16 protein-coding genes and 1 tRNA gene are annotated in these 18,059 nt (G+C 51.9%); 10 read left to right on the top strand and 7 right to left on the bottom strand.

Going from position 1 to position 18,059, the window contains the following annotated elements:
• Window positions 1–369 precede the first annotated feature (369 nt).
• From MES37_RS13785 to MES37_RS13755, 7 genes are all read left to right on the top strand, one after another.
• Window positions 370–1,491: a branched-chain amino acid ABC transporter substrate-binding protein gene (locus tag MES37_RS13785; protein WP_064545415.1), complete on the top strand. Its 1,122-nt coding sequence runs from the start codon at window positions 370–372 to the stop codon at window positions 1,489–1,491.
• Between the two features lie 163 nt (window positions 1,492–1,654).
• Window positions 1,655–2,569, top strand: a complete 915-nt coding sequence (locus tag MES37_RS13780) for an ABC transporter permease subunit (protein ID WP_064545417.1) — start codon at window positions 1,655–1,657, stop codon at window positions 2,567–2,569.
• A 10-nt stretch (window positions 2,570–2,579) separates the two neighbouring features.
• On the top strand, window positions 2,580–3,872 hold the full coding sequence (livM, locus tag MES37_RS13775; protein WP_121815374.1) for a high-affinity branched-chain amino acid ABC transporter permease LivM: 1,293 nt from the start codon (window positions 2,580–2,582) through the stop codon (window positions 3,870–3,872).
• A complete protein-coding gene (locus MES37_RS13770; protein ID WP_064545421.1) occupies window positions 3,869–4,744 on the top strand; it encodes an ABC transporter ATP-binding protein in 876 nt (291 codons plus the stop codon). Before livM ends, MES37_RS13770 begins: the two co-directional genes overlap by 4 nt.
• The gene (locus MES37_RS13765; protein WP_121815376.1) at window positions 4,741–5,472 is read left to right on the top strand and encodes an ABC transporter ATP-binding protein; all 732 of its coding nucleotides are present in this window, start codon (window positions 4,741–4,743) and stop codon (window positions 5,470–5,472) included. Before MES37_RS13770 ends, MES37_RS13765 begins: the two co-directional genes overlap by 4 nt.
• A gap of 205 nt (window positions 5,473–5,677) precedes the next feature.
• On the top strand, window positions 5,678–7,111 hold the full coding sequence (locus tag MES37_RS13760; protein ID WP_064545425.1) for an EmmdR/YeeO family multidrug/toxin efflux MATE transporter: 1,434 nt from the start codon (window positions 5,678–5,680) through the stop codon (window positions 7,109–7,111).
• Between the two features lie 278 nt (window positions 7,112–7,389).
• Entirely contained in the window at window positions 7,390–8,904 is a 1,515-nt protein-coding gene (locus MES37_RS13755) for an AbgT family transporter (RefSeq protein ID WP_121815378.1), read from the top strand.
• 50 nt (window positions 8,905–8,954) lie between these two features.
• On the opposite strand, the gene MES37_RS13750 is transcribed toward MES37_RS13755, so the two are convergent.
• The gene (locus MES37_RS13750; RefSeq protein ID WP_064545429.1) at window positions 8,955–9,869 is read right to left on the bottom strand and encodes a LysR family transcriptional regulator; all 915 of its coding nucleotides are present in this window, start codon (window positions 9,867–9,869) and stop codon (window positions 8,955–8,957) included.
• Between the two features lie 110 nt (window positions 9,870–9,979).
• Here MES37_RS13750 and MES37_RS13745 point away from each other — a divergent pair, with 110 nt between their 5' ends.
• The 3 genes from MES37_RS13745 to MES37_RS13735 are packed head-to-tail and all read left to right on the top strand — an operon-like array spanning window position 9,980 to window position 11,973.
• Window positions 9,980–10,987 (top strand): zinc-binding alcohol dehydrogenase family protein, encoded by a 1,008-nt coding sequence (locus tag MES37_RS13745; protein ID WP_064545431.1) that lies wholly within the window; start codon window positions 9,980–9,982, stop codon window positions 10,985–10,987.
• Between the two features lie 27 nt (window positions 10,988–11,014).
• Entirely contained in the window at window positions 11,015–11,668 is a 654-nt protein-coding gene (gene nfsB / locus MES37_RS13740; RefSeq protein ID WP_064545432.1) for an oxygen-insensitive NAD(P)H nitroreductase, read from the top strand.
• A gap of 2 nt (window positions 11,669–11,670) precedes the next feature.
• A complete protein-coding gene (locus tag MES37_RS13735) occupies window positions 11,671–11,973 on the top strand; it encodes a putative quinol monooxygenase (RefSeq protein WP_121813850.1) in 303 nt (100 codons plus the stop codon).
• Window positions 11,974–11,994: 21 nt separating this feature from the next.
• On the opposite strand, the gene MES37_RS13730 is transcribed toward MES37_RS13735, so the two are convergent.
• The 6 genes from MES37_RS13730 to ompC all read right to left on the bottom strand — a co-directional run bounded on the left by MES37_RS13730 (window position 11,995) and on the right by ompC (window position 18,058).
• Window positions 11,995–12,687 (bottom strand): ABC transporter ATP-binding protein, encoded by a 693-nt coding sequence (locus MES37_RS13730; RefSeq protein WP_064545436.1) that lies wholly within the window; start codon window positions 12,685–12,687, stop codon window positions 11,995–11,997.
• A gap of 11 nt (window positions 12,688–12,698) precedes the next feature.
• Entirely contained in the window at window positions 12,699–14,387 is a 1,689-nt protein-coding gene (locus tag MES37_RS13725) for an ABC transporter permease (RefSeq protein WP_237931752.1), read from the bottom strand.
• Entirely contained in the window at window positions 14,371–15,414 is a 1,044-nt protein-coding gene (locus tag MES37_RS13720; protein WP_064545440.1) for an extracellular solute-binding protein, read from the bottom strand. The genes MES37_RS13725 and MES37_RS13720 overlap by 17 nt, the downstream gene beginning before the upstream one ends.
• Before the next feature lie 266 nt (window positions 15,415–15,680).
• A tRNA-Asn gene (locus tag MES37_RS13715) sits at window positions 15,681–15,756 on the bottom strand.
• A gap of 100 nt (window positions 15,757–15,856) precedes the next feature.
• Window positions 15,857–16,654 (bottom strand): DgsA anti-repressor MtfA, encoded by a 798-nt coding sequence (mtfA, locus tag MES37_RS13710; RefSeq protein WP_121813848.1) that lies wholly within the window; start codon window positions 16,652–16,654, stop codon window positions 15,857–15,859.
• 309 nt (window positions 16,655–16,963) lie between these two features.
• Entirely contained in the window at window positions 16,964–18,058 is a 1,095-nt protein-coding gene (ompC, locus tag MES37_RS13705) for a porin OmpC (protein WP_237931750.1), read from the bottom strand.
• Window position 18,059: the final 1 nt, after the last annotated feature.

Here is an 18,059-nt window from a genome sequence, read left to right as displayed (position 1 = left end):
CAACTTGTTGAGTTTTAACACGAATTGTCCTGGTCTGGGTTGAACTAACAGCATCCCTTCATTATGTAAGTTCTTTATTGGTGCAAAGCCGCTTCGTTCATCACTTATTTGCTTTATTGTTAAGCAGATGTGATCCCCGCTGTAATTTCATCGCGTTGTGCCGAGCGCCTTACCAGCGCACTCTATACTGACATATGTCGAAACATTGACATTTGGTTAACAATTCTGGCAACCATTTTGCTTAATGTTCAAGGCCGTGATTAATCACAGGGAAAAGCAGTTTGTATTTTGTTCGCGTTTTTGCTTTTGAAAATGGCTCTTACACCGTTTTGCATAAACCTCTTTGCTGATTTGCTAAGGAACATACAAATGTCGCTGAAATTTATCAGAAGTCCTCTTTCTCTTGTGTTGGCTGGTTGTCTGGTGACGGCGTTTTCCGCCCACGCCGATATTGTGATTGGTGTTGCTGGGCCATTTACCGGGCCGAACGCGACTTATGGTGATCAGTACTGGCATGGCGCGACGCAAGCCGCGGAAGATATTAACGCCGCCGGTGGCATCAACGGCGAAAAAATCAAGCTGGTGCAGGGTGATGATGCTTGTGAACCAAAACAGGCAGTGTCAGTTGCTAACCGTCTGGTGGATCAGGATAAAGTGAATGCTGTGGTCGGGCATTTTTGTTCTTCATCTACCGTACCGGCCTCCGAGGTGTATAACGACGCCGGTATTCTGACTATCACCCCTGGGTCGACTAACCCAATTATCACTGAACGAAACATGAATGATCTGTTCCGCATGTGTGGGCGTGATGACCAGCAAGGGCAGGTCGCCAGCGATTTTATTATCGACAAGCTTAAAGCCAAGCGTGTGGTGATCATTCATGACAAAGATACCTACGGGCAGGGGCTGGCGGATGCCACCAAAGCAGCGCTGGCGAAACGCGGCGTCAACGATGTGATGTACGAAGGGTTGTCGCGCGGCGAAAAAGACTTTAATGCGCTGGTGACCAAAATCAGTGCACAAAAACCTGACGTGGTGTTCTTCGGCGGTTGCCATCCGGAAGCGGGGCCACTGGTACGCCAGATGCGTGAGCAGGGCGTGCAGGCTAAATTCTTCTCCGGCGACTGTATCGTCAACGAAGAGATGGTTACCGCGGCAGGCGGACCGCAATACACCAACGGCATCTATATGACCTTCGGCAAAGATCCGCGTTTAATTGCCGACGGCAAAGCGGTTATCGATAAATTCCGCGCTAACAAATTTGAGCCAGAAGGCTACACCCTCTATTCCTACGCCTCTGTGCAGGCTATCGCTGCGGCATTTAAAGCCACTGGTGGCACCGATTCGGCTAAAGCCAGCGCCTGGCTGAAAGCTAATCCGGTGGATACTGTGATGGGCAAAAAAGCCTGGGATAGCAAAGGCGACCTGAAGGTGTCGGACTATGTCGTTTATGAATGGGACGACAAAGGCAAATACAAAGAAGTCCAATAAGGTTCGCTGGACAACAATACGCTATTGGGGTTTGTAGGGGGGATAAGCGGTAGCGTCATCCACCATTTACGCCTGTGATTGCAGGTGAAAGTGTCGGGTGACGCTCCGCTTACCCGACCTACAAAAGAAGTTTGTCCGCCGCCCTAAAAGAGATTGCCTATCTATGGACGCATTCTTCCTGCAACAGTTGATTAATGGCTTAACGCTAGGTTCCGTCTACGGGTTGATAGCCATTGGCTACACCATGGTTTACGGCATTATCGGCATGATTAACTTCGCGCACGGCGAAGTGTATATGATCTCCGCTTATCTGTGCGCCATCGGCCTGGCGCTACTGTCGTTCTTCGGCCTGCAATCATTCCCGTTACTGATCCTCGGCACGCTGGTGTTTACCATTGTGGTGACGGGTGTGTATGGCTGGACCATTGAGCGCATCGCCTATAAACCGCTGCGCAACTCGACGCGTTTAGCGCCGCTGATCTCCGCCATTGGCATGTCGTTGATTCTGCAAAACTATGCACAAATCAGCCAGGGGCCGCGCCAGCAGGGCATTCCCACCATGCTTGATGGCGTGCTCCGTTTGCATATTGGCGATGGTTTTGTGCAAATCACTTATACCAAAGTGTTCATCCTGATTGCTTCGTTTGCTGGCATGTTGCTGCTTACCTGGATAATTGGTAATACCAGGCTGGGACGCATGTGCCGTGCGGTTCAGCAAGACCGCAAAATGGCTTCGATTCTGGGGATTAATACCGACCGCATTATCTCGCTGGTGTTTGTGATTGGTGCGGCGATGGCGGGGCTGGCGGGTGTGTTGATCACCATGAACTACGGTACTTTTGATTTCTACGCCGGTTTTATTATTGGCATCAAAGCGTTCACGGCGGCAGTGCTGGGCGGGATTGGTTCGTTGCCTGGCGCGATGCTTGGTGGGTTAATTCTTGGTATTGCCGAGGCGCAGTTCTCGGGCATGGTGAATTCCGATTACAAAGATGTGTTCTCGTTTGGATTGCTGGTGGTGATCCTCATTTTCCGTCCTCAGGGGCTGCTTGGCCGACCTTTCGTTGCCAAAGTGTGAGGGAGAAAAAATGACAACAGAAACGGTTATGCATGAAGGTTTTTCCCTTAAACGCTGCGTGCTGGACGCGATTTTCGCCGGTCTTGTCGCATTGATTGTTTTTGGCCCGATAGTCGGTGTGGTGCTGGATGGCTACAGCTTTAATTTCGAAGGGCAGCGGCTGGTGGTCATTATTGCTGTGGTAATGGTCGGGCGTTTTTTATTGAGCGCTTTTTTGACCACACACGCCGGGATACGTTTTTTGAGCCGCTTTGAAACGGATAACTCGGGTGTGTATGTGCGCCCACCGGAATACAAAAGCCGCCTGCGCTGGATTATTCCGCTGGTGATTGCACTGGCAGTTTGTTTCCCGTTTGTGGCGACCAAATATGTACTGACAGTAGCGATCCTCGGGCTGATTTACGTGCTGCTTGGCCTTGGGCTGAATATTGTGGTGGGCCTCGCGGGGTTGTTGGACCTGGGTTACGTCGCCTTTTACGCCATTGGCGCGTATGGCCTGGCGCTGGGGTATCAATACCTCGGGCTGGGTTTTTGGTCGATGTTACCGCTTTCGGCGCTGATGGCGGCGGCGGCAGGTGCGCTTCTTGGTTTCCCTGTATTGCGTATGCACGGTGATTACCTGGCAATTGTGACGCTGGGATTCGGGGAAATTATCCGTCTGGTGCTCAACAACTGGCTGACGTTTACCGGCGGCCCGAACGGGATCTCCGCACCGCCGCCGACGCTGTTTGGCCTTGAGTTTGGACGGCGCGCCAAAGAAGAAGGTGGAGTGCCGTTCCATGAGTTTTTCCATCTTACCTATAACCCCAACCTGAAGTTTATTTTTATCTACACCATCCTGGTGCTGGTGGTTTTGCTGGTGCTGTACATCAAACACCGCCTGACACGCATGCCAATTGGCCGCGCCTGGGAAGCGTTGCGTGAAGATGAAATTGCCTGCCGATCGATGGGGCTGAATCATGTGCTGGTTAAGCTATCTGCTTTTACGCTGGGTGCTTCCACCGCGGGTATTGCCGGGGTCTTCTTCGCCACTTATCAGGGCTTTGTTAACCCGACATCGTTCACCTTCTTTGAGTCGGCGTTAATTCTCGCCATTGTGGTTTTGGGTGGCATGGGGTCGACGATTGGCGTGGTGCTGGCAGCGTTTGTGCTGACCGTGACGCCCGAACTACTGCGTAGTTTTGCTGAATATCGCGTGCTGCTGTTTGGCATGTTAATGGTGGTGATGATGATTTGGCGGCCACGTGGCCTGATTCGCATCAATCGTAGCGGCTTTGTGGTGCGCAAAGGAGTGGCGCCATGAGTGAAATGATTCTTAGCGTCGAACATTTGATGATGCACTTCGGCGGTATTAAAGCGCTTAACGACGTGAATCTTGAGGTGCGCCGTGGGTCGATTACCGCACTGATTGGCCCCAATGGCGCGGGGAAAACCACGGTATTTAACTGCCTGACTGGTTTTTATAAAGCCTCCGGCGGCAATATCTTGTTTAACACGCGTGATAAAACCACCAACGTGATTCAAATCCTCGGGCAGAAATTCCAGCCTGGCGACTGGGTTAATCCGGCGCAACTGGGTTCGCGTCTGTTCTACAAAATGTTCGGCGGCACACACCTGGTAAACCGCGCCGGGCTTGCGCGAACCTTTCAAAATATCCGCTTGTTCCGGGAAATGTCGGTGGTGGAAAACCTGCTGGTGGCGCAGCACATGCAGGTGAACCGTAATTTGCTTGCCGGTGTGCTGAATACGCCTGCGTATCGACGCGCCGAAAGCCGTGCTTTAGACCGCGCGTTTTACTGGCTGGAAGTGGTGGAACTGGTTGATTGTGCTAATCGTCTGGCGGGTGAGATGTCTTACGGGCAACAGCGGCGGCTCGAAATTGCCCGTGCGATGTGTACCGCGCCGGAAATGATCTGCCTCGATGAACCGGCTGCGGGTTTGAACCCGGTTGAAACCCGCACGCTGAGTAAGATAATCCGCTTCCTGCGCGACCACCACAGCATCACCGTGCTGCTGATTGAACATGATATGGGCATGGTGATGGAGATTTCCGACCACATCATTGTACTCGACCACGGGGACGTGATTGCGCAGGGTAAACCTGAACAAATCCAACACGATGACAAAGTGATTGCCGCCTATCTGGGCACCGACGAAGACGAGGTCAGTGTATGAGTGAGGCGATGCTGGAATTTCGCAATGTGGACGTTTTTTACGGCGCGATTCAGGCGCTAAAACAGGTTTCTTTGCAGGTCAACGAAGGGGAAACCGTGGCGTTGATTGGCGCGAACGGGGCCGGGAAATCGACGTTGTTGATGTCGATTTTCGGCCAGCCCCGTATTCGCGCCGGGCAAATTCTGTTTCGTGGCGACGACATCAGCCATAAATCGACGCACTTTGTGGCGTCTGGCGGCATTGCGCAAGCGCCGGAAGGGCGACGGATTTTCCCGGATATGACGGTCGAAGAAAACCTGCTGATGGGCACCATACCCATCGGTAATCAGTATGCCGCGCAGGATTTGCAGACCATGTTTGATCTGTTCCCGCGTTTAAAAGAGCGCCGCAAACAGCGAGCGATGACCATGTCAGGTGGCGAGCAGCAAATGCTGGCGATTGCCCGCGCGCTGATGAGCCGCCCGAAATTGTTACTGCTGGATGAACCAAGCCTGGGATTAGCGCCGATTGTGGTGAAGCAAATCTTCCACACGCTGCGTGAACTGGCGCGCAACGGCATGACGATTTTTCTGGTGGAGCAGAACGCCCACCACGCGCTGAAACTTTCTGACCGCGGTTATGTGATGGCCAACGGGCAGATCAGGTTGAGCGGCAGCGGCGAGGAGTTGTTGGGGAACGAGGAAGTGCGGAAGGCGTATTTAGGTGGCGATTATCCCCGTCATACTTGAAGCTGCCTCGGCGTTGGCTGCACTCACTCACCCCAGTCACTTACTCATGTAAGCTCCTGGGGATTCCTGAGTTTGCCGTCTTGATGCAACTCCAATTATTTAGGGGATAGGATGATGAACCTGTTTTATACAAAAAACTCTTTGCAGGATAACGATTTGTAAATCATTATTTGAAATGTGGTTTCACTTCCCCCCAAGGTCAATCTTGAACTTACAAGCAGCACTTCACCAGCGTGTGGCTAAAACACGCTGGTATGCCAAACGAAAAAGTTATCGTGTCCTATTCTGGCGCGAAATAACTCCCCTTGCAGTGCCTATCTTCCTGGAAAACACCTGCGTTTTATTGATGGGCGTGTTGAGTACCTTCCTGGTGAGCTGGCTGGGGAAAGAGGCGATGGCAGGCGTCGGTCTGGCCGACAGCTTCAATATGGTGATTATTGCGTTCTTTGCCGCGGTGGATCTCGGTACTACGGTGGTGGTGGCGTTCAGCCTCGGTAAACGTGACCCGAAACGGGCGCGTGATGCAGCACGGCAGTCGCTGATCCTGATGACGATTATTGCCATCGGGCTGGCCGCCGGTATTCACCTTGCGGGTGAATATGTGGTGAATATTATTGCTGGCGCGGCAACGCCTGAAGTGAAAGCGCTGGCGCTGTCTTATCTACAAACGACAGTCTGGAGTTACCCGGCGGCGGCGATTGCGCTTATCAGTAGCGGCGCATTGCGTGGGGCAGGGAACACCAAAATCCCGCTGCTGATTAATGGCGGGATGAACATCCTCAACATTATCATCAGTAGCATCCTGATTTATGGCGCGCTGGGCTGGAACGGGCTGGGCTTTTTTGGCGCCGGACTTGGGCTGACTATTTCACGCTATATCGGCGCGCTGGGTTTTATTTATGTTCTGGTGGTGGGTTTTGCCCCTTCGTTGCGTATCTCGCTGAAAAGCTATTTCCGCCCGCTGAAAGTCGGCATTTTGTGGGAAGTGCTGGGGATTGGTATTCCCGCCAGTATCGAATCGGTGTTGTTTAACGCCGGTAAATTGCTGACGCAAATGTTTGTTGCCGGAATGGGCACCAACGTGATTGCTGGTAACTTCATCGCCTTTTCCATTGCGGCGTTGATTAACTTACCGGGGAACGCGCTGGGTTCGGCATCCACCATTATTGTCGGCAAGCGTCTGGGGAAAGGGCAAATTGGCCAGGCGGAACGGCAACTGCGCCACGTATTCTGGCTGTCTACGCTTGGCCTGACGATTATTGCCTGGGGAACCGCGCCGTTTGCCGGCTTGATGGCGTCGTTTTACACCAGTGAAGATGACGTCAAAGAAGTGGTTAAAATCCTGATTTGGTTGAACGCGGCATTTATGCCGATTTGGGCGGCTTCGTGGGTTCTACCTGCTGGCTTGAAAGGGGCGCGTGATGCGCGTTTCGCCATGTGGGTTTCCATGGCAAGTATGTGGGGCTGTCGCGTGGTGGCGGGCTACACATTAGGCATTGTGCTGGGAATGGGCGTGGTCGGTGTCTGGATGGGGATGTTCTTCGACTGGACAGTGCGCGGCGTATTGTTCTACTGGCGCATGGTCAGCGGTCGCTGGCTTAAAAAATACCCTCGTCCTAAAAAAGAACCGCTCCCGTAAACCGTTCATCTGGACGGTTCTTCCCTGGTCGGATTCGCAGTAGCGGTATCCGACTTTTATTCTGCATGATTAATTATCCACCAGCTCAATATCTCGTCATTCATCCAAAACATGATATCTATCACCTGTTAACGTCTCGTTTTGACTATTAACGTAAAGTTAGTAGCTGTTAATTATTCTAAAATGTTATTAATTGCACCAAACAATAACTTCTATGAATGAAACAGTGAGCAGAGGTAGGAATGAGTACAACGACAAGGAACACGGAAGGTCGTCTAATGACAGGATTTCTCAACGCTGTTGAGAAAGCAGGGAATAAATTACCCGAACCCGCTTTGATCTTTTTCTATTTTTTATTGGTCGTTATGGCAATGTCGGCGGTGCTTTCCACCATTGATTTCGATGTCATAAATCCTGTTACAAATGAAGCCGTTAAGATTAATAACCTGCTTTCAGCTGAGGCCTTAACGGTCACCATTTCTTCGATGGTCACCACATTTACCAGTTTTGCACCGTTGGGGATCGTGCTGGTGGCGATGCTCGGTGTCGGCGTGGCAGAAAGCTCAGGCTTTATTAATACCGGCCTGAAGAAAATGCTGCGTGTGACGCCGAAGAAACTGTTAACCCCGATGATTATTTTCGTCGCCATGTTCAGCCACGTGGCGGCTGATGCGGGTTACGTGCTGGTGATTCCATTGGGCGCAATTATCTTTATGTCTGCCGGGCGCCACCCGTTAGCCGGTATTGCTGCGGCATTCGCCGGGGTATCGGGCGGCTTTGCGGCCAACATGGTGCCAACCGGTAACGATGCGTTACTGCAAGGCTTCACCCAAACGGCGGCGCAGTTGCTGGACAACACTTACACTGTTAACACGCTATGTAACCTGTTCTTCGGCATCGGTTCGACGGTGATGATTACGCTGGTTGGCTGGTGGGTAACCGAACGCATTGTTGAGCCGCGCGTGTCAAAACTGAAAATCGACGGTGATTATCAGCATAACGAAGATATGAGCAACTACAGCGTACAGGAAAGCCGTGGTTTTAAAGTGGCTGGCCTGGTGATGGTTCTGGGGCTGGCTGGGCTTGCCGCTCTGGCATGGCCTGAAACTTCGTTGCTGCGCGGTAGTGATGGCTCGCTGACCAGTTATGGTGCGCCAATCATGAAATCTATCGTACCGCTGATTTTCTTGATCTTTATTATCCCTGGTATTGTTTACGGTTTTGTCGCCGGGACATTCAGCAGCGGTAAAGACGTCATCAATGCGATGAATGAATCCATGAGTAAAATGGGTTCGTACATGGTAATGGCCTTCTTCTGCGCCATGTTTATCAAAGCGTTTGGCGATTCCAATATTGGTACCTTGATTGCACTGGCCGGTGCCGATGTGCTGAAAACCATGGCGTTGCCAGGTGAAGCTACCATTATTGGTATGATTTTGCTGACGGCGGTTGTGAACATTCTGATTGGTTCTGCTTCGGCAAAATGGGCGCTGTTGTCGCCAATTATGGTGCCAATGCTGATGGCGGTGGGGATCTCCCCGGAACTGACGCAGGCTGCGTTCCGTATCGGTGACTCAACCACCAACATTATTACGCCGCTGATGGTGTTCTTCCCGCTGGTGGTGGTGTATTGCCAACGCTATGTGAAATCCACCGGTGTGGGTACGCTGGTATCGATGATGGTGCCGTACTCGGTAATCTTCTTTATCTGCTGGAGCATCTTCCTGCTGGTGTGGTGGGCAGTTGGCTTGCCGTTGGGCGTTAACGCGCCGTACACGTATCCGATTTCGTAATCGGTTTAAATGTAAAGGGTGGATGACGCAGCGCTTATCCACCCGACGAGTTACACTTTTCGCGACGAAATCTGTAACTCGTCGCAACGCTGTTTCACCGCCTGATGTAACAACCGCACTGTGGTTGAAAGCTGTTTACGATGCGGGCAAATCAAATTCAGCGGCACACTATCGCCCTGATACTGCGGCAGAATAATCTTCAAACGGCCTGCGTTGACATCTTCGCTGACATCCAGCCATGATTTATAAGCAATCCCTTCCCCCGCCACCGCTAAACGGCGTATCACTTCGGCGTCATCGCTGATCATCGCGCTTTTCACCGCCACATGATGCGCATCGCCATCGAGGTTTAATGTCCATTTGTCATAAACCCGCCCGCGAATCGCATAGGTCAGGGCTTCATGCTGCACCAGTTCGCTGATGGTTTTCGGCTCGCCACAACGTTCAAGATACGACGGAGATGCCACCACCACGCGATGGTTATCCGGTGCCAGTGGCAGCGCCACATATGAGGCATCGTCGTTATTGCCGTAACGAAACGCGACATCCACTGGATCTTTAAATACGTCAGTCAGTTGGTCGGAAAACAGAATTTTCAGATGCAGTGCCGGATGCTCACGGCGAAATGCCTGAAATACGCCCAGCAGCATATTACGCCCGAGATCGGACGGCACCGCAATTTGCAACACGCCGCGTACTTCATCGCTCGCAGGCTGGATTTGTTCAAATCCGGCTTCCAGGGTTTGCAGCGCGGTAATGGCATACGGCAGCCAGGTTTCGCCTTCGGGCGTTAACCGCAGGCTGCGAGTAGAACGGGCAAACAGGCGGATATTCAGCGTTTGTTCAAGGCGTTTAATCGCGGTGCTAACCTGTGCTGGCTGCAAGCCGGCTTCACGCGCGGTGTCGCTAAAACTGTTTAAGGCGGCGGCCCTGACAAACAAAGTGAGGTCTTCCAACCTGAGCATTTTAACTCTCCGAGTATAAGTGTTGTTTTCTAACGGCTGTTTTTCGCCAGCAGCACACCTTGTACCATGAGTTCATTCACACGATGAACCCTTTAATCTCTGGAGCACCCATGAAAGCAATCGCGATAACCCAAGCCGCACAGGATGGCAGCAATCTGGACTTTCTGAACGAGATAACTGTACCGACGCCGGTCGCGTCAGGCCATGATTTGCTGGTCGAGGTGAAAGCGATTTCGGTGAACCCGGTAGATACCAAAGTTCGCGCCGGTTTTAAAGCCGACCAGCCACGGGTATTGGGTTGGGATGCCGTCGGGGTAGTGGTGGCAACGGGCGAAGCGGTTAGCTTGTTTAAGCCTGGCGATGAAGTGTGGTACGCCGGTTCGTTGACGCGCCCTGGCAGCAATAGCGAATTCCAGTTGGTGGATGAGCGCATCGTGGCTCTGAAACCCAAAACGATTGATAACGCCTCTGCTGCTGCATTGCCTTTAACCGCGATCACTGCCTGGGAACTGTTGTTTGACCGCCTGGGTGTGAAAGAAAAGGGCAATGAAAACGATGTGCTGCTGATTGTCGGCGCGGCGGGTGGCGTGGGTTCTATCCTCACTCAGTTAGCGCGCAAGCTGACCAACATTACGGTTATCGGCACCGCCTCACGCCCGCAAAGCCAAAAATGGGTGACAGATTTAGGGGCGCATCATGTTATCGACCACAGCAAGCCGCTGGCGGAAGAGCTGACGCGGATTGGCGTGAAGCAGGTGACTCACGTTGCCAGCCTTAACCAAACCGAACAACACTACAGCCAACTGATTGAAGTGCTGGCACCGCAAGGAAAACTGGCGTTGATTGACGACCCGGAAACACTGGATGCGCGTCCGTTGAAGGTGAAAAGCATTTCTCTGCACTGGGAATTTATGTTCACCCGTTCGATGTTTGAAACCCGCGACATGATTGAGCAACACCGCCTGTTAACTCGTGTGGCCGATTTAATTGACCAGCGCGTGCTGCAAACCACGCTGGGCGAACATTTCGGAACGATTAACGCGGCAAACTTACGTCGTGCCCATGAATTGATTGAAAGCAATCGAGCGGTCGGTAAAATCGTGCTTGAAGGCTTCTAATTACATAAAAATCATAGAGAAAACATCATGGATATCATTCAATCAGCAGCTTCACGTTACTCAACTAAAGCGTTTGATCCGAGCAAAAAAATCACCGCTGAAAACATCGAAAAAGTGAAGGATTTGCTGCGCCTCAGCCCGTCCAGCACCAACTCGCAGCCGTGGCATTTTATTCTGGCCAGCACACCTGAAGCCAAAGCGCGTATTGCCAAAGCAACGTCTGGTTTCTATGTGTTCAACGAGCGCAAAGTACTTGATGCTTCACATGTGGTGGTGTTCTGCGCGAAAACGGCGATTGATGAAACGCATCTTTCTAAACTGTTGGACCAGGAAAATGCCGATGGCCGTTTTGCCAGCCAGCAGGCGATGGAGGGGCAGCACAAAGGGCGTTCCTATTTTGTGAATATGCATCGCTTTGATTATAAAGATGCGCAGCACTGGATGGAAAAGCAGGTTTATCTCAACGTCGGTAACTTCTTGCTGGGTGTTTCCACGCTGAATATCGACGCGGTGCCAATCGAAGGTTTTGACGCGCGCATTCTGGACGAAGAATTTGGCCTGCGTGAAAAAGGTTTCACCAGCCTGGTTATCGTGCCGATTGGTTATCGCAGCGTGGAAGACTTCAACGCCGCATTGCCAAAATCGCGTCTCGAATTCAGCGAAATTTTAACGGAGTGCTAAACGTGGCTGATAATACGCTGTCGATTATTGCGGTGCTGAAAGCGAAAGCCGGGCAACGCGAGCAATTAAAATCTGCGTTGCAGGCGCTGATTTCACCGACTCGCAAGGAAGAAGGCTGCCTGGATTACGCCTTGTTCCAGCTTGAAGATACGCCAGATGTGTTTTACATGCGTGAATCCTGGAAAGGGCAGGAAGCGCTGGATGCACACATCGCGCTACCGCATTTCCAGGCGTTTGTGCAGCAGATGGATGAGTTGCTGGCTGAGCCTTTGCAGCTAGTGCGTTTGAATGCCGTAGAAGCGTAACTCCCGTGAGGGCGATTAGCGTTAAACGCTTTCGACCCTCACCGTTTTTTCTCCCGCCCGAAACTCACCTTGTTGCACATAACCGATATGGTCAGCCATCAGTTGCGCTTCGTGCTCGCTGTGCGTCACTAACAACGCTGTTTGCCCGGCCTCGCGTAAGATATCGCGTACCTCGCGCCCAAGCCGTTCACGTGTTTGTTTATCCAGACTGGAAAATGGTTCATCCAGCAACAGGATTTCAGGATTCGGCGCCAGCGCACGCGCTAAAGCGATGCGCTGTTGTTGCCCGCCAGAGAGTTCATGCGGATAACGGCTGGCATGGCTATGCAGTTCCACCATTTTGAGCAGTTGAGTCACGCGGGCTTGTTGCTCCTCGCGAGGCAGGCGGCGCAGGCCAAAGGCCACGTTTTGTTGGGCAGTCAGATGCGGGAATAACGCGTACTCCTGAAACACCATCCCGACCTTGCGTTTTTCAGGTGGCAGATGAACACCCGCTGCGGCAACACGCTGTTGCGATACATAAATCTCACCACTTTGCAGCCGTTCAAAACCTGCCACTGCACGCAATACCGTCGTTTTCCCGCAGCCAGATGCCCCCAACAAACATGCCAGCTCGCCTTTGCGTACTGACATCGAAAACCCTTTCAGCACCGGCTGCTGACTGTTGCCGTAAGCCACACGCACATCCTGAAGGCGTAACGCAATTTCTGACATAAATATTTCCTTTAACCTGTGCGAGTCATCTGGTGGCGAACCAGCAAAATAACCGGTAGCGTGCCTGCGAGAACAATCATCAACGCAGCGATGGCGCCTTCTTCATAGGTTCCGCGTGCGGCTTCAGCGTAAAGCAGTGTCGCCAGCGTTTCGAAATTCACCGGGCGCAAAAGTAGGGTCGTCGGCAGCTCTTTCATGGCATCGGCGAAGACCAGTAACGCACTGCTGACTAGTGCCGGGCGCAGCAACGGGAAATGAATCCGCGCAAACGTCCCTGCACCATTTTCGCCAAGCAAACGGGAGGCTTGTTCCAGTGAGGGCGGAATGCGGCTCAGGCCGGAATCCAGCGCACCAATGGCAATGGCCTGAAAACGCATGGCGCAGCAGATAACCAGCAAGACCCCGGCAGACATCAGCGGCAAGCCACGCACCTCCAGCAAATCTGCCAGCCAGCGGTCTACGGCCATGGCGGGTGTGAGAAAACCAATTGCCAGAATCGTACCCGGCACCGCATAGCCTAATGACGCAAGGCGCATCACGCCACGGCGAAAACCTGGCAGCGCGTTGTCTGCGGCACTGTGGCGTGCACTCCATGCCACCAGCAAACTGACACAAACCACCACCAGTGTGGTTCCCGCCGCCAGTAACAAGGTATTTTGCAATGCCGAAAGCAACGCCGGTGAGAGTGGGTTTTCTTCGCCAAAACGTTTCATGCTCTCCCAGGCCAGAAATATCACGGGCGCGACAAAGCCCAGAATGACCGGCAGAGCGATAACGCTGGCAAGCAGCCAACCACGCCAGCCGCGTATTGCTGTTGGTTGAATCTCACGCAGGCTACGGCTGCTGAACCCCTGCTTTTTACGGCCATAAAATTCCAGCGTCAGGATGCAGAAAATAAACATCAACATCATGCAGGCGATTTGCGCGGCGGCAGCCAAATCAGAACGTGAAATCCAGGTGGTGTAAACCGTGACGGTTAAGGTTTGTACGCCGAGAAATTCCGACGCCCCAATATCATTGAGCGTTTCCAGAAGCGCCAGGCTGATACCCACTGCCAGCGCCGGGCGAGCCATCGGCAACGCGACACGAAAGAAAGTCCCCGCAGCGCTGCAACCCAGTGTACGTGCTGCTTCCAGCAAATGTGCTGGCTGGCTGATAAACATAGCGCGGGTCGTCAGGTAAACGTAAGGATAGAGCACCAGACCCAGCAGAATAATCGCACCAGGCAATGAGCGTAAGTCGGGAAGCCGGAACTGGCGCGGGCTGTCGAAGCCCAGTAAAAATCGGATGAAGGTTTGCAGTGGGCCGATAGGGTGCAGCAGATCGAGCCAGGCGAAGGCCACGATGTAGGTCGGCATGGCCAACGGAAGTAACAGCGCCCAACTGAGAATTTTACGCCCGGGGAAATCCCAGGCGGTCACCGCCCAGGCGCTGCCAACACCAATCACACCGACTATCACGGCCACGCCTGCCAGCAGCAAAACGGTATTTTTTAGCACCGAAGGCAGGACAAATGTGACCAGATTATCCCAGTGCGAAAAATCAGCCTGCGTCGCCTGCCAGATAAGCGCAACGACAGGCATTAGCACGCCTAATGCGACACACAACGCAGCAAGATGGAGCGGTGTTAATAATGACTGCGGCCCGGAAACCAGGCCGCGCAACGTCGGAAGACGAAGTGATTTATTGATCGAATCCAACTTTATCTACCAACAGGCTCGCTTGTTTACGGTATTTAACAATTTCAGTTAACGGAACTTTATCGACGTCAATTTCACCGATAGTCGCACTAATTACCGGATCAAGCTGGACGCCTTTCAGTACCGGATATTCAAAGTTGGCTTGGGCGTAAAGCTGCTGGGCGGGTGCGGAGACCAGGTATTCCATCAATTTCACGGCTTCAGCTTTGTTCGGTGCAAAGCGGGCAACCGCAGCACCGCTGATGTTGACGTGGGTGCCGCCTTGTTCGAAGGTTGGTTTCACGACTTTAATCGCATCGCCCCATTTACGCGCATCGCTGCCTTCTTTGGCGTTTTTCATATGGCCAATGTAGTAGGAGTTCGCCAGGCCGATATCGCAAATGCCGCCGAGGATGTCACGGGCAACATCGCGGTCGCCACCGGTGGCTTTACGTGCCAGGTTCGCTTTCACGCCACGCAACCATTCTTCGGTTTTCGCTTCACCGTGGTGAGCAATCATCGCCGCGATCAGCGCGGTGTTATACGGATGTTGTCCGGAACGAATACACACTTTGCCTTTGTATTCCGGGCTGGAAAGTTGTTCGTAATGCCAGTTATCAATCGGCAGGGATTTGTCTGCATAGAGTACGCGTGCGCGCATTGATAGCGCGAACCACTGGTTATCTTCACCACGCAGGTTGGCCGGGATCGCGGTTTTGAGCATCGCAGAATCCACAGGCTGTGTCACACCTGCTTCAACTAAATCAATGAGATTACCTGCATCGACGGTCATCAGCAGGTCGGCAGGTGAATTTTTACCTTCCGCTTTGACGCGCTCAAGCATGCCGTCTTTGATATACACCGTGTTGACTTTCACGCCGCTGGATTGTGTCCAGCTATCCAGCAATGGCTGAATCAGACCCGGTTCGCGGGTGGTGTAGAGAGTCAGTGAGTCTTGTGCAAAAACCGGCAGACTAACGGAGAAAACCAGTGCGGATGCAAGCGTGATACGGCGCAGTCCAGTGCGAGGCAGAACAAACTCATTCATCGTTGTGTATCCCTGAGTGATTTGAACTAATGGGGTTCAGTGCGCAGAGGCATCCCTGCGAGCTGGCGCAAGATAAATGATAATCACTATTGTTTGCAATCGCGAGCGAGGGTGGAATATCGACATTTACACAACTTTAACTGGAAGGGTTAGATGTGTCACACAGGCAGATGTGGCAGGGCTTGCAGGAGAGGGGGGCGATTCTCAAAGTAATAAGTCACAAAAGCAAAAAGCCTGCTTAGTTTCCTAAGCAGGCTTCTTAAATTTGGCTCCTCTGACTGGACTCGAACCAGTGACATACGGATTAACAGTCCGCCGTTCTACCGACTGAACTACAGAGGAATCGTTTGAACGAGGCAAATAGTAACGTCACGTTCAAAAAGAGTCAATAACAAAAATAACACCTTGATTCAGATGATTAAATTAAGCTCAACTTGTTGAATTAATGCACCGTGTTTCCGTGAGATGTCGGGCTGTTTTCACTCTCACGCAAGCGTAACAATGGATTTTGGCAATAAAACTGGCAAAACCGTTGATAAAGTGAGGGGAAACGAGGAGCGAAAAGCTCGGGTGCACTGAAGAAATACTCTGAAAGCACCGCAAAACATTCTGCCGGTTCCGAAGCGGCATAGGCATCAATGCTGGCGGCGTTTTCACCGACCATGTCGATTTCATCCTGAATGTTGCTCATTGCCGCATGGAGGTCATGTTCCCAGCCTGCGACATCGCGCAGGGCAATCAGTGGAATTCCACTGGCACGGTCGCCGTTGCGCATATCCAGTTTATGGGCCACTTCATGGACCACCAGATTAAAACCAGAGGCATCAAAAGAGTCCTGCACATCCAGCCAGTTAAGGACTATAGGGCCTTGCTGCCAACTTTGCCCGGACTGTACGACGCGCTGATGATGCACCAGGCCAATATCATCTTGCCACTCGTCGTCTACAACAAACGGGGCAGGGTAGATAAGCACCTCATGAAAACCATCAAGCCATTCAATGCCCAACTCCAGAATAGGCAAACAGAACAGTAATGCAATACGCGCACTTTTTAGCTCATCAAGTTCAAAACCTTGCAAAGGTACCAGGCGTTTTTGCTGTAAAAAACGATCCGCAAGACGGGTCAACTTTTCTTGCTCAGCTGGCGTGAGTGTCGCCAGAACAGGAATAGATAAAGCCTGCTCCCACGGCAGTGCTGCGACAGCAGATGAATCACTTGCTTTCCAGGGCCACTTAATCATGTTACTCGCTCGCAAAGTCATCTCTTGAACGGAAAACTACTATACCGTGACTGTAATACCAGACCAGCGATCTGAACAGCGCTGGCGAGAAGACGAGTATGTGTATTCTCTGTGACATTATTCAAACATTTACCCGTTCACCATTCAACGACGAGTGTCACAGCTTGTGCGGTGAGGTAGAAATTATTTCATATATCAATAATTTCAGTAGAAGCGTAGCTAATTGAAATGAGTGCGAGGCGGGGGAATTAAAAGAGCAAGGCCCGCTTGCGCGAGCCTTGAGGTAAAGCAATAACGGGTTAGATCAGATTAGAACTGGTAAACCATGCCTACACCCACAACGTCATCGGTAGAGATGCCTGTTGCAGCGTAGAAATCGTCATCGCCATCCAGCAGGTTGATTTTGTAATCAACGTAGGTGGAGAAGTTTTTGTTGAAGTAGTAGTTCGCGCCAACAGAAACGTATTTAACCAGGTCTTTGTCGTTCCAGTCGCTGTTTGGTGCGTAGTCTTGTGCCAGGTCTTTACCTTTAGATTGCAGGTAAGATATTTCTGGACGCAGACCGAAGTCGAACTGATATTGTGCAGTGACTTCAAAGTTTTGAGTTTTGTTGGCGATAAACCCATCAACATCACCAAACGGCGTCATGTTGCGGGTTTCCGAATACATGGTGGCCAGATAGATATTGTTGGCGTCGTATTTCAGGCCAACAGTCCAGACATCTGCATCTTCACCGCCAGCAGTTGAGCCGGTTTGCTGTTCGTTGGTACGGTCAGATGAGGCGTATGCTGCACCTGCGCTGAAGCCCATGCCGAAATCATATGTGGTGGACAAGCCCCAGCCATCACCATTTTGTGAATTGATGTCATTGTGACCGTTGTTAGTGCCTTCCTGATCAAAGGCTCCGTTAGATCCTTCATTCGCGCCCTGATATTGCAGAGCAAAGTTCAGGCCTTCAACCTGACCGAAGAAATCGGTGTTGCGGTAAGTCGCCATGCCATTGCCACGGCCAGTCATGAAGTTATCGCTATAGGTGTAAGAGTCGCCACCGAACACTGGCAGCATATCGGTCCAGGCTTCAATGTCGTAAACTACGCCGTAGTTACGGCCATAATCGAATGAACCGTAGTCACCAAATTTCAGGCCAGCGAAGCCCAGACGAGTCCATGATTGGCTATCGCCTTCAGTGCTGTCTGCCTGAATGTTATATTCCCACTGACCATAACCTGTCAGTTCGGAAGTAATCTGAGTTTCACCTTTAAAGCCCAGGCGAATATAAGTGTCATCGCCATCCTGACCTGAATCATCAGAGAACACATGACGAGCATCAACTTTGCCGTACAGGTCCAGTTTATTACCGTCTTTATTATAAACTTCCGCAGCGTGCGCAGAACCCATTGCCAAT

It is taken from the genome of Buttiauxella sp. S19-1, from assembly GCF_022134725.1.
In the GTDB taxonomy this organism is placed as follows: Bacteria; Pseudomonadota; Gammaproteobacteria; order Enterobacterales; family Enterobacteriaceae; genus Buttiauxella; species Buttiauxella ferragutiae.
Note: the sequence above shows the minus strand (reverse complement) of the source record. Positions and strands in the feature narration are given on the sequence as shown.

Coding starts and splice junctions, on each gene's coding strand:
- MES37_RS13785 (WP_064545415.1), top strand. CDS start 370: ATGTCGCTGAAATTTATCAGAAGTCCTCTTTCTCTTGTGTTGGCTGGT.
- MES37_RS13780 (WP_064545417.1), top strand. CDS start 1,655: ATGGACGCATTCTTCCTGCAACAGTTGATTAATGGCTTAACGCTAGGT.
- livM (WP_121815374.1), top strand. CDS start 2,580: ATGACAACAGAAACGGTTATGCATGAAGGTTTTTCCCTTAAACGCTGC.
- MES37_RS13770 (WP_064545421.1), top strand. CDS start 3,869: ATGAGTGAAATGATTCTTAGCGTCGAACATTTGATGATGCACTTCGGC.
- MES37_RS13765 (WP_121815376.1), top strand. CDS start 4,741: ATGAGTGAGGCGATGCTGGAATTTCGCAATGTGGACGTTTTTTACGGC.
- MES37_RS13755 (WP_121815378.1), top strand. CDS start 7,390: ATGACAGGATTTCTCAACGCTGTTGAGAAAGCAGGGAATAAATTACCC.
- MES37_RS13750 (WP_064545429.1), bottom strand. CDS start 9,869: ATGCTCAGGTTGGAAGACCTCACTTTGTTTGTCAGGGCCGCCGCCTTA.
- MES37_RS13745 (WP_064545431.1), top strand. CDS start 9,980: ATGAAAGCAATCGCGATAACCCAAGCCGCACAGGATGGCAGCAATCTG.
- nfsB (WP_064545432.1), top strand. CDS start 11,015: ATGGATATCATTCAATCAGCAGCTTCACGTTACTCAACTAAAGCGTTT.
- MES37_RS13730 (WP_064545436.1), bottom strand. CDS start 12,687: ATGTCAGAAATTGCGTTACGCCTTCAGGATGTGCGTGTGGCTTACGGC.
- MES37_RS13720 (WP_064545440.1), bottom strand. CDS start 15,414: ATGAATGAGTTTGTTCTGCCTCGCACTGGACTGCGCCGTATCACGCTT.
- mtfA (WP_121813848.1), bottom strand. CDS start 16,654: ATGATTAAGTGGCCCTGGAAAGCAAGTGATTCATCTGCTGTCGCAGCA.